12 protein-coding genes are annotated in these 13,473 nt (G+C 61.2%); all 12 read left to right on the top strand.

All coding sequences use genetic code 11. The features are described from left to right. The first annotated feature begins 39 nt into the window (after positions 1 to 39). Positions 40 to 507 (top strand): hypothetical protein, encoded by a 468-nt coding sequence (locus tag ACR0KJ_RS10480; protein ID WP_170622254.1) that lies wholly within the window; start codon positions 40 to 42, stop codon positions 505 to 507. Between the two features lie 76 nt (positions 508 to 583). Further along, positions 584 to 2,098, top strand: coding sequence for an FHA domain-containing protein (locus ACR0KJ_RS10485; protein ID WP_170524690.1), 1,515 nt, complete (start codon positions 584 to 586; stop codon positions 2,096 to 2,098). A 34-nt stretch (positions 2,099 to 2,132) separates the two neighbouring features. Beyond that, positions 2,133 to 2,753, top strand: a complete 621-nt coding sequence (locus tag ACR0KJ_RS10490; protein ID WP_170453943.1) for an FHA domain-containing protein — start codon at positions 2,133 to 2,135, stop codon at positions 2,751 to 2,753. Between the two features lie 5 nt (positions 2,754 to 2,758). Then, positions 2,759 to 3,991, top strand: a complete 1,233-nt coding sequence (locus ACR0KJ_RS10495) for a PP2C family protein-serine/threonine phosphatase (protein WP_480626629.1) — start codon at positions 2,759 to 2,761, stop codon at positions 3,989 to 3,991. A gap of 14 nt (positions 3,992 to 4,005) precedes the next feature. Next, a complete protein-coding gene (locus ACR0KJ_RS10500; RefSeq protein ID WP_480626630.1) occupies positions 4,006 to 5,094 on the top strand; it encodes a serine/threonine protein kinase in 1,089 nt (362 codons plus the stop codon). A gap of 5 nt (positions 5,095 to 5,099) precedes the next feature. After that, entirely contained in the window at positions 5,100 to 6,350 is a 1,251-nt protein-coding gene (locus ACR0KJ_RS10505; RefSeq protein WP_480626631.1) for a trypsin-like peptidase domain-containing protein, read from the top strand. Further along, on the top strand, positions 6,331 to 7,062 hold the full coding sequence (locus tag ACR0KJ_RS10510) for an ATP-binding cassette domain-containing protein (protein ID WP_480626632.1): 732 nt from the start codon (positions 6,331 to 6,333) through the stop codon (positions 7,060 to 7,062). Before ACR0KJ_RS10505 ends, ACR0KJ_RS10510 begins: the two co-directional genes overlap by 20 nt. Beyond that, positions 7,062 to 8,252, top strand: a complete 1,191-nt coding sequence (locus ACR0KJ_RS10515; RefSeq protein ID WP_480626633.1) for an ABC transporter permease family protein — start codon at positions 7,062 to 7,064, stop codon at positions 8,250 to 8,252. The genes ACR0KJ_RS10510 and ACR0KJ_RS10515 overlap by 1 nt, the downstream gene beginning before the upstream one ends. Next, entirely contained in the window at positions 8,245 to 9,876 is a 1,632-nt protein-coding gene (locus ACR0KJ_RS10520) for a formylglycine-generating enzyme family protein (protein ID WP_480626634.1), read from the top strand. The genes ACR0KJ_RS10515 and ACR0KJ_RS10520 overlap by 8 nt, the downstream gene beginning before the upstream one ends. Before the next feature lie 17 nt (positions 9,877 to 9,893). Beyond that, positions 9,894 to 10,154, top strand: a complete 261-nt coding sequence (locus ACR0KJ_RS10525) for a hypothetical protein (protein ID WP_170453926.1) — start codon at positions 9,894 to 9,896, stop codon at positions 10,152 to 10,154. Between the two features lie 8 nt (positions 10,155 to 10,162). Then, positions 10,163 to 11,500, top strand: coding sequence for a serine/threonine-protein kinase (locus ACR0KJ_RS10530; RefSeq protein WP_170453925.1), 1,338 nt, complete (start codon positions 10,163 to 10,165; stop codon positions 11,498 to 11,500). Between the two features lie 10 nt (positions 11,501 to 11,510). Continuing rightward, complete coding sequence (locus ACR0KJ_RS10535) at positions 11,511 to 13,454, top strand: vWA domain-containing protein (protein ID WP_170453924.1); 1,944 nt, start codon at positions 11,511 to 11,513, stop codon at positions 13,452 to 13,454. Positions 13,455 to 13,473 lie beyond the last annotated feature (19 nt).

Genomic DNA, 13,473 nt, shown 5'->3' on the forward strand with positions numbered 1-13,473 from the left:
TCTTTCAGGCGCGGGTTTTCCAATAGTAAGTGTGGTAAAATGACGTGTGATCTTTTCCGTTTCTCAAAACCAGTAGCTTTTGTTTCCTTGATTGCGATTGCCGGTTGTACCGGATCGACCGATCCGACAACGGCCACATTGTTCGACAATATCGCAAACCTGAATTCGGGCGAATATGACCGCCAGATCGCCAATAACAAGGCGCAGGCGGATGCCATTATTGCGCAAAACCGGGCAGCCGAGCAGCGCAACGCGCAATTGGCCGCACAACGGGATGCCAACAGTTCCGAAATCGCGTCGCTGCGCCAGCAGATTGCCGAAGTGAAAGCGCAAGGTGCGCAGGCGCGTGCGGCCTCGGCCTCGGACCCGGTGAAGCTGCAGCAGGTGCAGGCGCTGGATAACCAGCTGAGCGCGGTCGAGCGTGACGTGAACAGTGGCGCAAGTGCGTCGGTCGTGTCGTCCGAACTGAACCGGATCAAAGCAGCCTATCGCGCGTTGTCGATTTAATACCAATCACGTCAGGTCGGCGCTTGTCGACGCATGCGACGACCGGGACGTCTTGCCTGAGGGGGGTCTTGGGATCGTGACCTACGGATTTTCACGCAGATTTCTGGCGCTTGCCGCCGCTTTGGTCATTTCGGGCGCTGCCCACGCGCAAGAGGGGAAGACCCGCGCACCAGCCACAGGGCTGGCCATTTTGGATTGCGCCCCGGAAGCCCCCGCACCCGAGGATAGCTGTCTTGTGCGCGTCCCGTCCGGCAATGAACGCGGCGGGATGAGCTTTCGGTCACTGGGCGATGCACAGGCCGATTTCGAGTTCGTCAAATCTGTGGACGATCTGCCCGGCAATCTGACGCTGTCCGCCACGATGGTTCTGATCGACCTGTCGGTGGGCGACGGCAGTGGTCGCCTGCGCAGCTGGAGCCGCGAACGCGAGTTGATCTCGCGCGTTGTCAGCAACCTGCCGACGGATGAGAAAGTGGCGATCTATGGGTTTGGCAACGACATTGTCGAACTGTCGCCCTTTTCGACCAGCCGCGCCCGCGCCGAGGATGTGATCGAAGACCTTGAGATCAAGGAACAGAACACCCGCCTTGTCGCCAACGCCACCCGCGCCATCGAATTGCTGAGCCAGCAGGACGATGTGCTGCTGAAAAACCTGATCCTGATCACCGACGGCGATGAGGAAGGTCTGGCCACGGTCGAAGAGATCTCGGAAGCGGCTGAGCGTGAGGGTGTATCGGTCTCGGCCCTTGGCATGTTCTGGCGGGCGCAGGGCAATGCGCGCACAACGCGCGGCATCGATGTTCTGAAACGCCTGACCGACCCGCAAAACGGGTTGATGGAAGAGGTGTTCCTGCAGAACCAATCCGATGCGACCTCGGTCGTGGCGGATTTCATCCGGTCTTATGGCAACGCGGTCAAAGGCTCGGGCCTGATCGTTCCCGTTGGCGATCCCGCGCCTGCGCGGATCACCATCGACATGATCCAACCGGTTGTGGGCCAGCCTGGACAGACGGAAACCAAAAGCTACTCGGCCGAATTCCAGCCCGTGGTCGATCCCACGCCGACGCCGGATCCAGTGGTCGACCCGGTTGAAGAGGATCTGATTTTCGGCCTGCCGGCGCTGTATGTGTATATCGGGGCCGGGGTTCTGTTGCTGTTGCTGATCCTGTTGATCGTGCTGCTGACCCGGCGCGGATCGGGCGATGACGGCGATGATCTGGAAGCGGGAGAGTTCGACGATGGCGACATCACCGGCATGCGCCCACCGCAGGATGACGCGCGTACCGTCGCCACCGCTCCGCCACCGATTGCCTATCTGGTGCGGGTCGATAACGGGCATCGGTTCCCGGTGCCGTCTGGTCGCTCGACCCTGGGGCGCAGCAGTACGAACGGCGTGGTGATCCCGGATGGCGGTATCTCACGTGTGCACGCGGAATTGAGCGGCTCGCCCGACGGGCGGTTCACGCTCAGCGATCTGGACAGCCTGAACGGGACGCTGGTCAACGAACGCAAGATCAAAGGCGCACAAAGAGTGAATGTGGGTGACACGTTGGGCCTTGGGTCCGTTCGCCTGAAACTGGTCCGGGCATAACCCAGCGGCCAAACACACAGGAAAGGTGAAGAACATGGGCAACGACAACAAGACAAGCTGGCTGTTCGACAAGGACGAAGAAGACCTGAACGACGATCTGGATTTCGGCTCGGATGACGGATTTACCGAAAGCATTTCTCCGTCGGATGACGAGGCGACGCATGCTATGCCAAGCGGGTCGTCCTTCAGCGAAGCGCCGACGGAATATGTCGAGGATGACAAGACGCAGATCTATCACGGCGGCATGTCCAAAAACTTCTCGGACAAGGCCGAATTCGACCCGATGGTGGATCCGATCACCGGCTGGTTGGTCGTGGTCAAGGGACCGGGGCTGGGGCAATCGGTCAATCTGGGCTCGGGCATGAACACGCTGGGCCGCGACGGTGGCGAGCGTGTATCTTTGGATTTCGGCGACAAGATGATTTCCGGCAATGATCACCTTCGGATCATTTTCGACGATGCCAACCGGGTGTTTTTTGCCGCCCCCGGCACGGGCCGCAATATCAGCCGGATCAATGGTCAGATCGTGGCGACGACCATGCCACTGGAAAACTACGCGTTGATCGAACTGTCCAAGCAGACGCATGTGCGGTTCGTCGCCTTCTGTAACGAGGATTTTGACTGGTCGGAACTGGCCGAAAGCTCTGACGACTGATCCAGATGACAATCATCAGCGGCAAACAGAGCCTGGGCCAGCGCGACAATCAGGAGGACGCGTTCGATCTTGTTTATCAGAACGAGCGTGATCCCAAGTCCGACATCCTGATGCTGGTCGCCGATGGGATGGGCGGCCATGCCGGGGGTGAGGTTGCATCCAACCTGGCCCTGTCGGCGTTCAAAAAGCACTTTGTCGGGGGCTCGGACGCGCCGCGCCCGCGCGACCGGTTGCAAGAGTCGCTGACGGCGGCAAACGAGGCCCTGCGCCAGCGCATCGCCACGCAGCCTGACCTTAAGGGGATGGGCTGTACCTTGGTGGCGGCGCTCAAGCTGGGGGACCGGCTGATCTGGGTGTCGGTGGGCGACAGCAGCCTGTTTCTGCTGCGCGATGGGCGTCTGAAAAAGCTGAACGCGGATCATTCGCTTTATGGTGAATTGCTGCAGATGGTGGCGGCCGGAAAACTGTCGCAGGAAGAGGCCGACAGCCATCCGCGCCGCAATGCGCTGCGCTCGGCCCTGATGGGCGACCGGATTTCGCTGACAGATGTCAACGCGATCAGCCTGAAACCGGGGGATGTGGTCCTGTCCTGCTCGGACGGGCTGGATACCCTGTCGCAGGCCGAGATTCGCGAAATCCTTCAAAACGGCAAAAGCCGCGACATGCGCGGTGTTGCATCCGATCTGCTGAACGCGGTCGAGGCGAAGGGAAAGCCGAAGCAGGACAACACCACGGTTGTCGTCTACGCCCATGTTCAGGACGGTATGAGCAGCCTTTTGCGGGGCAGCCAATGGGCGTTCCACAATTCGGACAGGAACAACAAATCCCTGAAATACGCGGCGATTGGTCTGGGGGCGCTGGCCGTTGTCGCAACGGCAGGGGCGTTGATTTTCAGCCAGGGCGGCGAACCCGAGGTCACGCAGGAGGAAGAGCCCGCGCCAACCCCGCCCGTGCAGCAGGAAGAACGGCGAATCGGTGACAGTTCGGTCGACGAAGATCCGGCAGTGTCAGACCCGGACGGCGATGGTCAGCCGCTGACGGAACCCGAGCCGGAGGGTCAGGAGGACCCGGATACAGGGCCCGCGACACGCTCGCCGGATGAAGCCGAGCCCGAAGCACCGGCCCCGGAAGCGCCGCAAGAGTCGGAAACCCCGCAAGTGGAAGAGGAACCAGCATCCGAACCCGTCCCGAACGAGGACGCGGCAGAGGATGTCGAACCCCTTGGTGAAGGAAGGTAGACCCAACAGTGTCCGTGCATTTGCCAAAGGGAGAAACCTTTGCCGGTTACGTTCTTGGCGACGTACTGGGGCAGGGTGGGTTTGGCATCACCTATCGTTCGCGCAATCGCGAAACCGGCGAGCGGTTCGCGATCAAAGAGTATTTTCCGGCGGATTATGCAGATCGCGGCCCCAACAACGCGGTGTCGCCCACATCCGAGGGGCGGCAACTGTTTCACATGGGGCTTGAAGCCTTCCTGCAAGAAGCCAACCTGCTGCGCGATCTGCCCCAGCAGCAGGGCCTGATGCGGGTGCGTGCTGCGTTTCGCAAGCACGGTACGGCCTATTGCGTGATGGAATATATCCACGGCGATCCGCTGGACCGGATGATGGCGCGCATGATCGACGCGCGGGGGTCGGTGCCGCAGGACCTGGTGATGACCTTCCTGAGGTCGATGCTGGGCGCGTTGGACGCGGTGCATGAAGTTGGCGTGGTGCACCGGGATATGAAGCCCGCGAATGTCATGATCCGCAAAGACGGTCAGCCGATCCTGATCGACTTTGGCGCGGCGCGGCTGATGGGGAAATCCAGCGGGTTGGCCTCGATGTTCACACGGAAATATGCGGCGATTGAGCAATTCCCCGCGGAAAAGACCGGTCTGGCCGGAGGCGTTCATGAAGGCCCGTGGAGCGACCTGTTCGCCTTGTCCGTGATCCTGTACGAGATGGTCTCGCAAAGCCTGCCGCCCAATGCCGAAGAGCGTTGGAAAGAAATGCGGGCCAGCGGGCGGGACCCTTATGTCCCGGTGCGTCAGAACCTGAAACGCAACCGCGTTCAGGCGCAATATGACGACGCGCTGCTGAATGCCATCGACATGGGCTGCAAGCTGCTGCCACGGGATCGCATCCGCACTGCCCGCGACTATGCGCGCGTTGTTGGTATCGACCTGCACGCGCCCCAAGCAGTCCCGCGCAATTCCGCGCCCGAACCGCGCAAAAAAGGGACCAACCGCCCAACACCGAAACCTCGAAAACGGGGTGGATCGCGGGCGGCGTCGGTACTGGTCTTGCTGTTGATCCTGGTCGTGGCTGCGGCCGTCATTGCATATGGAATCCTGATGTGAGTGTCGTGAAAGTTGTCCGTTCCCTTGGCTTCGCTGCCGCCTGTTTGATCGCCATGGCTAGTGCGGCCCCGGCCCAGATCGTTCCGGAAATTGTTGCTGAGGCCGATAAGGCGATGGGGCGGACCCTGGTGGATCGGGGCGGTGGCCGGGGTGGCACCGGATCGGGCTTTGTTCTGTCGGAACTGCCCGAAGGCAACGGGTATTACTATATCACCAACCATCACGTCATTGATGGCGGCCAGTACATTCAGGTCGGTTTCAAACAGGGTGATCGGGTGTTCTTTTACGATGCGCAGGTGCTGCATGCCTCGCGCGAGTTGGACTTGGCGGTTCTGCGGATCGTCCCGCAGGAAAACGGCGGGCACCGGCCCGGCATCCTGTCGCTGCGTGAAGGCAAGGCGCTGAAGGGCGAACAGGTTGCCGCCATCGGCTATCCGGGATCGTCAGATCAGATCAACGCGGGCGGCGATATGCTGCCGTTTCTGGAACCAACTCTGACCCAAGGCGCAATCAGTAAAGTGGCGCCAGGATCGTTTAACGAGACCGGTCGAACGCTGGAGATTGTGCAGCACACCGCATCGGTCAATCCGGGCAATTCGGGCGGGCCGCTGATCGACTATTGCGGCTCGGTTCTTGGGATCAATACGGTGATCTCGGTCTGGAGCTCGGATGGCGTTACACCCACGAACAACACGTTCTGGGCCTCGTCCGCAAATCCCATTGCCGGGTTTTTGCGGGATACGGGTATCCCGTTCACGTCCCATCAACAGGAATGCGATCCGGAAAACCCGGAAATGGTGAACCCCGCAGGGGGTGACAACAGCCTGCTGATCATTCTGGCGGTTCTTTGCGGGGCAGGTGCCCTGGTGATCGGCGGGATCTACTATGTTGCGTCGCAAAACAAGGGCGATGACGGGTCAAAATCCCTGCGTGGCGGGGGTGTGAAATCCTCGGGCCGGGCGATTCTGGCTGTCAGCATGGATGGCCAATCGGCCAAATTCAGCGCGTCGCAGTTGCAATCCGGCGTCACCATTGGCCGGGCCAGTGAAAACACGCTGACCATTACCGATCGCAACCTCAGCCGACGTCATGCCAGCCTGTCCTTGCAGGGCCGCAAGATGATGCTGACCGATCTGGGCTCGTCCAACGGCACCAAGGTCGATGGCCGGCGTCTGAAGCCGAATGAACCGGTGCAGATCAACACGAAATCCAAGGTTGAACTCGGGGGGGTAGCGCTTGTCCTCAGACGTCCCTGATACGGTTCTGTCGATCCGCAACCTTGGGATCGAACGCGCGCCCTGTTTCTTCGTGGTGATCGAAGAGTTGGAGCTGAACGCGGGCGAAACCATCGTTCTGGACGCGGTTAGCGGTGCGGGCAAAAGCACCGCGCTTGGGCTGATTGCCGGGGCGTTGCCTCTGACCGACCTGCCGGACAGGCGGCATGTGATTGACGGGGTTCAGGTCACGCCCGACACCCCAAGGGCCGCGTTTGCCGGACCGGACAAGCTGGGCTTTGTGCTGCAAACCAATACTCTGGTGCCGTATCTCAGCTTGCAGGAAAACATCGAACTGCCGGTGCGTGTTGCCGGGCAGGTACCGGATGCCGAATGGCAGGATCACCTGATCCGCGCCATGGGGCTGCGGGATCTGACCACGCGCAAGCCGGGTCAGTTGTCCGTGGGCCAACGCCAACGCGCCTCGGTCGCCCGGGCGTTGCTGGGGCAACCTGCGCTGCTGTTGCTGGATGAGCCTGTCTCGGCCCTTGATCCCGCCAATGTGGCCGAGGTCGAAGGGTTGATTGTGCATCTGGCGGCCGAGGCCGGATCGGCGGTGGTTCTGGCCAGCCATCAGGCGCAAACCGGTGAATTTGCGGACACCCCCCGCGCCGATCACCGCATATTGGATCATCAGGGGCAGTCCTACTCGATCTTCTCAACCGCAGGCCGCGCGGCGGCGAGGGTGGCGTGATGGTGCGGATACCGACCCTATTGGCCTTGCGCGAATTGCGCCATGACTGGCAATCGGCTTTGTGTTTCGTGGCCGCTTTGGCAGGCGTATTGGGCCCGCTGCTGATCATTCTGGCCCTGAAAAACGGGATCATCGGCACCATGGTGGGCCGGTTGATCGAGGATCCGTCGAACCGCGAAATTCTGGCCATCGGGGCCGAACAGCACGACGCGGCTTTCTTCGCGGCCTTAGGCGCGCGGCAGGATGTGGGGTTCATTGTGCCTGCCACCCGTTCGATCAACACATCGGCCAATGCGGTGCGGCATGAAGCACAGCGCAAGTTGGAGCGCGCGGTGCCGCTGATCCCCTCAGCCGCTGGCGATCCGCTGATCGACGGCGAAGCGGTTGCGCCGGGGCGTGTATGGATCTCAGACAAGCTGGCGCAGGATCTGTCGGTATCGGCGGGCGATACGCTGGACATGATCATCGGGCGCGAGGTGGACGGCCAGCGCGAAAACGCGCGCCGCGATCTGCAGGTCATCGGCGTGCTGCCGCCCGAGATCTGGCCCCGCCCGGCCATCTTTCTGTCGCTGCCCGATCTTCTGGCGGTCGAGCGGTTCCGGGACGATCTGACCTCGAACCCCGCGAACTGGACGGACCCTGTGGCCGAGCCCAAGACCTATGCCAGTTTCCGCCTTTATGCGCGCTCGCTTGAGGATATCGGAACCCTGTCCGCGCATCTGTCCGAGATGGGGCTGCAATCGCGCCCACGGGCCGAAAACGCGGCCCTGTTGCTGTCCTTCCGGCGCAACCTGAACATTCTGTTCACCGCGATTGCGGCGCTGGCGATGTTTGGCTTCTGGGCGGCGATCTCGGCCAATCTGCGCGGCATGGTCGAGCGGCAGCGGGTGATCTTCAGCCTGTTTTCCATGCTGACCATGCCCGACCGGCAACGCTGTGTGATCCCGGTGGTGCAAAGCCTGACGCTGGTGCTGGGCGGTGTGATTGCCACGCTGATCATCATCCTGCCCTTCCTGCTGGCCATCAACGCAACGTTTGAAACCGCCCCGGGTGAATCCGTGGCGCGCCTTTATGTGGGAAACATTCTGGCGACGCTGGTTCTGGGGGCCGTGACAGCGGTGACCGCAGCGGTCTGGGCGGTGTTTGCCGTGCGCAAAGTCGAACCTCAGGAGGTGTTGACCCATGCCTAAACTGACCCGCCTTGCCCTGGCCCCGCTGATCGGTCTGCTGACCTTCTCCGCAACCGCGCAGGCGCAGGACATCACATGGCGCGAGAAATACTATAACCCGCAGCCTGCAGATGGAGACTTGTCCCTGCCCATGCCTTGCGGCGGGGCCATGACCTTTCGAAAGGTGGCGACGCCCAATACCGATGGTGTGATCGGCGATGTTTCGGTCGTGCTGGGACAGGAAGGCAGCGATCAGCCCTATCTGAACGGTCTGCGCCGGGCCTTTGTCTCAGGCGCGTTTGCCGACCCCGAAGGCGCGGCCAAGGGCTATTTCTACATGGCCAAGTATGAGTTGGCGCAGGCGCAATGGGATGTGGTCATGGAAGGCTGCCCCGACAAGGAACCCCGCCGCCGAGGCTTTGTTCCGGCGGTTGGGCAGACCAAGCTGGACTATCAGCGCTTTGCCGAAGCCTACACCCTGTGGCTGATGGAAAACGCGCCGGACTCGCTGCCCAGAGTGGGTGATACCCGCGGCTATCTGCGCCTGCCGACCGAAGAGGAATGGGAATATTCCGCCCGTGGCGGTCTGGAAGTCGATCAGGCCCTGTTCCGGGCCCCTTTGCCGCCTGTGCCCGAAGGCACGCCGCAGGATGAATACATTGCCCATGGCGGCACAGCTTCAGCCGGGGGGAAATTGCAGGTCGTGGGATCTCTGCGCCCCAATCCGCTGGGTCTGCACGACATGTTGGGCAACGCGTCCGAGATTGTGGGCGATCCCTTTGCGCTGGTGCGTCACGGGCGTTTGCATGGTCAGGCGGGTGGCTTCGTGAAGCGCGGTGGCGACGCGCGGACGCCTTTGGCTGACATCACATCCTCGACCCGGTTCGAAGTGCCGCCCTTTGACATCCTGTCCAACACAGCCTCGGCGGACCGGTTCACCGGCACCCGGCTGGTGTTGCAGGGTCTGGCGATTACCTCGGCCGATCAGGATCAGGCGCTGAAGGACGGGCTGGACCAGTTGGCGCGCCCCGATGAAGGGCTGGCGGTGGCGGCCAGCGAGCAAGAGGCGATGGACCTCTTGGACGAAATCTCGGCAGAGACCCTGTCGGATCGTACCAAAACGCAGCTTGCGGTGATCAAGGACACGCTGAACCGGGGCCGGGTCGAGCGCAACGCGCAGCGGGACCAGTCGATCCGCCTGATCCTGACCTCGGGCGTGCTGGTCTGTGGTCAGGGCATCCGGCGCTACTTGAACGCGCTGATCTCATCCCTGACCATCGCGCCGGAACTGGACGCGCTGGAGGCGGAAGCGCGGCAAAGCGGGGATCAGGCTTTCCTTGATGAAGTGCTGGCCGCCAAGGAAGACGCCGCCGCCAAACTGGCCGAGCTGGAGGCCAAGGCCAAGGCGGATATCGTCGAATACGCCAACCTGATCGAGGGTCTTGTCGATCAGTACTCGCCCGTCCTGCTCCGCAAACAGATCGATTTCATCTACCCCACCGAGGCCGAGCGTGGCCGCGAACGGGCGACCTGTCTGGCGATGGTGCAGGATCACATCGGTGCCCGCACTGTGGCGGGTTATTCGGATTTGGATCAGATCGCAGATGACTTTCAGGCCGTTGCTCTGGGCTTTGTCGAAGAATGAATTGGAAAGGTTGAAGAATGCGGGATGTATTGAACAAATCGCTTGAAGTGCTGGTCTGGATCACCACCGGCATATCCATCGTTTTTTTCTGTTTTATCGCGGTGAACATGCTGCGCCTGTCGCCTTTGGGACCGGATACAACGACCATTATCGCGGCGTTTCTGACCGTGGTGTTCGGGATCACATCCTCGCTGGTGTTTGCGGGCATCTGCTTTCAGATCATGGATATCCGCACCTTTAGCAAACACAGCGCCATCAGCCTGAAAAACCGGAGGTAAGGACGACCATGGAACATTCGGTACTTGGCCTGAAACCCGGCAGCGTTCTGCAGGACACCTACGAGATCAAGTCCCTGCTGGGCGAAGGCGGCATGGGGGCCACCTTTCGCGGGTTGAACCGGGCCAGCGGGCATGAGGTGGCGATCAAGGTCATGACGCCCAGCTTTGCCAGAAACAAAAAAGCGGTCGACCTGTTCCGGCGTGAGGCGAACCTGCTGCGCACCGTACGCAGCGATGCGGTTGTGCGGTTCGAAACCTCGATGCTGGACAAGGATGGCCGTCTGTTTCTGGTGATGGAGTTTGTGCCGGGTCACCCTTTGGCGCACTACCTGAAGAAGGGCGCGCGGCTGTCCTCGGACGATGTTCTGAAACTGGGTTTGCGCCTGTCGCAGGGGCTTGAGGCCATTCACAAGCTGGGCATCGTGCATCGTGACGTGGCCCCGGACAACGTCATGATCTCGCACGAGGATATCAATCAGGCCAAGTTCATCGATTTCGGTCTCGCCTCGGACAGTGTGGGTACGGACAAGTCGATTATCGGCGACAGTTTTGCCGGCAAGCTGCGCTATTGCGCGCCCGAGCAATTGGGCCTGTTTGGCAATGAGGTCTCAGCCGCCACCGACGCCTATGCGCTGGGGCTGGTCCTGATGCGGACATCGGGGCTGAAACTGCCGGGTGAAGGTAAGGGGTTTGCCGCCGTCGAAGATCGCAAGACGGACGTAAAGATCACCGATCCCAAGGTCGAGCCGGGCCTGAAATGGGCGTTGGAGCAGTTGTTGAAAGCCAACCCCAAGGACCGCCCCACCGATTTGCCCGGCCTGTTCCGCAAGGCGCTGAGTGGCGGGGCCAAGAAATCCGCCTCGGCTGGTGCGGCACCTGAAAAACAACCCGCCGCGACCCCCGAGGCGTCGGGTAGCAGCAAACTGCCCCTTGTTGCGGCTGCTGTTGTTGGATTGGCCGTGATTGTAGGCGGCGCGTGGTATGTTCTGAACGGCGCAGGTGGCCCCTCGGCTGAAGTCAACGAATCTGTGGGCATCGCTCAGGATGCAGTCGCTGCCGACAACCCTCTGACTGCGGCTCGTGACCTATTGGCCGCGGGCGGGTCACAGAATCTGGATGCCGCGCTTGGGGCGTTGATCGCGATCAGCAATGATCAGGAACTGCCGCAGCAGGACAGGGCTGACGCCAATATCCTGATCGCCGAGATGTACGATCCCAAGACCCATAGCACAGTAACTTCACCCTTCCCGCGCCCCGACCCTTCTGCGGCGCGGCGCTATTATCAGCGTGCGGCTGATCTGGGCTCGGACCCTGCACGCGACGCCCTGAACCGCTTGGGCGAGTGAGGAGACGGATATGATGTTGAAACGGATAGCCCTTCTTGCAACTGCCTTGATGCTGACCGGGCCGGTGCTGGCGCAATCGAAATCGCCGCTGCCGATCGAGGGCAAAACCAGCCTGTTCCAACGGGTGCTGATCCGCGAACGCATCGACGCGCGGGTTGAGCCCGATAGTGAAGAAACCGCCACCGCCCTGTCGCCTTTGCAGGTGTTCTTTGTTTACGAACGGGACGGCGATTGGATGCAGATTGGCGCGACCGATCAGGGTGACGATCTGATGTGGGTGCCGCAGACGGCGACAGTTGACTGGAACCAGAACATCGTCGCGACGCTGGAAGGCAGCGACAATGTGGGGCGGGTTCTGTTCTTCAACGACATCGATCCGATCTACGACATCATCGAAAGCGAAAATCCAGCCGGGTTGGCCAAGGATGCCCGGGATGAAGCACTGGCGGCGGAACAGGGCGGCACGCCGTCGGAAACCGTGATCGCCCTTGGCCCGCGTGAGACGATTGACCAGCGGCAGAACCTCTATGTCATGCCGATCTTGTCCACCGAAGAGGCGGTGTTCGATATCGGCCCCTTCGTCAATCTGTTGCAGGTTGCCGTGGCCAGCGCCAACGCGCCGAACCTGCCGGACGTGACCAGCCCCGACGCGACGGGTGATCTGAAAACAGCGGTGGTGTTTGTCGTCGATACAACAATTTCGATGGAGCCCTATATCCGCGCCACACGGGATGCGCTGCAGGAAGTATATCGTCAGGCGGCATCCTCGGACGCGGCTAATGCGCTTAGCTTTGGGCTTGTGGGCTATCGCGACAGCCTGCAGGCGGCTCCGGGGCTGGGGTATGACGTCAAAACCTTTGTCGATCTGGAACAGGGCCTGAATGTCGAGAATTTTCTGGCCGGTATCGACCAGATGCAGGAGGCCGAATCCAGCAGCAAGAACTTCCGCGAAGACAGCTATCGTGGCATCGAACATGCGTTGCAGGATATGGACTGGGGTGAGTTCGGCAGCCGGTTTATCGTGCTGGTCACCGATGCCGGGCCTCGTGAGTTCGATGACGAATACTCGTCCACCGGCCTCAGCGCGGAAAGCCTGAACCGGCTGATCCGTGAACGCATTGGCGGGGCCATGGCGGTCATGCACTTGCGGACCGAGCGCGGGGCAAAAGATCACCCCTCGGCCGAGGCAGCCTATAAGCAACTGACCGCTTTCCCGAACTCCGCGCCGTTGTATTTCCCGATCGAAAACGGCGATCCGGCCATCTACAAGGACACCGCCCGTCAGCTGGGACAGTTCGTGGCGCAGCAGGCGTCATCCTATCGGCGCAGCGGTGGCGATGAGCTGCTGAACGAGGACGCGATCATCGACGAAAGTGAAGGCGGGCTGTTCAGCGGTCTGAACACCGCCAGCCGCACCATGCAACTGGCTTATCTGGGCCGGACCGAGGGCGCGAAAGCGCCCGATCTGTTCGAGGCTTACGTGGCCGACCGTGATTTTGACCGCACGGGCCTGAAACCGCTGTCGATCCGGCTGCTGATATCCAAGGCCGATCTGAGCAATCTGGAAGAGGCCCTGCGTATCATCGTGGATCAGGCCGAGCGCAACGTGGTGAACCCCGATCAGTTCTTTACGCAGGTTCTGGGTGTGGCCGCGGATATGAGCCGCCGACCCGATCAGGTGTCGCGCCAGTCCGATCCCAGCCTGGCCGAGGCGGTGGCGCTGGACGAATATCTAGCGGATCTGCCCTACAAATCGCAGATCATGGCAATTACCGAGGATGACTGGGTGCGCCTGCCGATCTCGGAACAGCAGACCATCGTGAACGGTCTATACGACAAGATCGAACGTTATCGCCGCTATAATGAGTCGACGGATCAATGGGTCGATTATCTGGGAGCCGGGCCACAGGCGGGCAATCTGCTTTATCCGATGTTGCTGGACGATCTGCCCTAGTGCCCTGCGACCAGCGTTA

This window comes from Ruegeria sp. AD6 (genome assembly GCF_056542325.1).

Coding starts and splice junctions, on each gene's coding strand:
- ACR0KJ_RS10480 (WP_170622254.1), top strand. CDS start 40: ATGACGTGTGATCTTTTCCGTTTCTCAAAACCAGTAGCTTTTGTTTCC.
- ACR0KJ_RS10490 (WP_170453943.1), top strand. CDS start 2,133: ATGGGCAACGACAACAAGACAAGCTGGCTGTTCGACAAGGACGAAGAA.
- ACR0KJ_RS10495 (WP_480626629.1), top strand. CDS start 2,759: ATGACAATCATCAGCGGCAAACAGAGCCTGGGCCAGCGCGACAATCAG.
- ACR0KJ_RS10515 (WP_480626633.1), top strand. CDS start 7,062: ATGGTGCGGATACCGACCCTATTGGCCTTGCGCGAATTGCGCCATGAC.
- ACR0KJ_RS10520 (WP_480626634.1), top strand. CDS start 8,245: ATGCCTAAACTGACCCGCCTTGCCCTGGCCCCGCTGATCGGTCTGCTG.
- ACR0KJ_RS10525 (WP_170453926.1), top strand. CDS start 9,894: ATGCGGGATGTATTGAACAAATCGCTTGAAGTGCTGGTCTGGATCACC.
- ACR0KJ_RS10530 (WP_170453925.1), top strand. CDS start 10,163: ATGGAACATTCGGTACTTGGCCTGAAACCCGGCAGCGTTCTGCAGGAC.
- ACR0KJ_RS10535 (WP_170453924.1), top strand. CDS start 11,511: ATGATGTTGAAACGGATAGCCCTTCTTGCAACTGCCTTGATGCTGACC.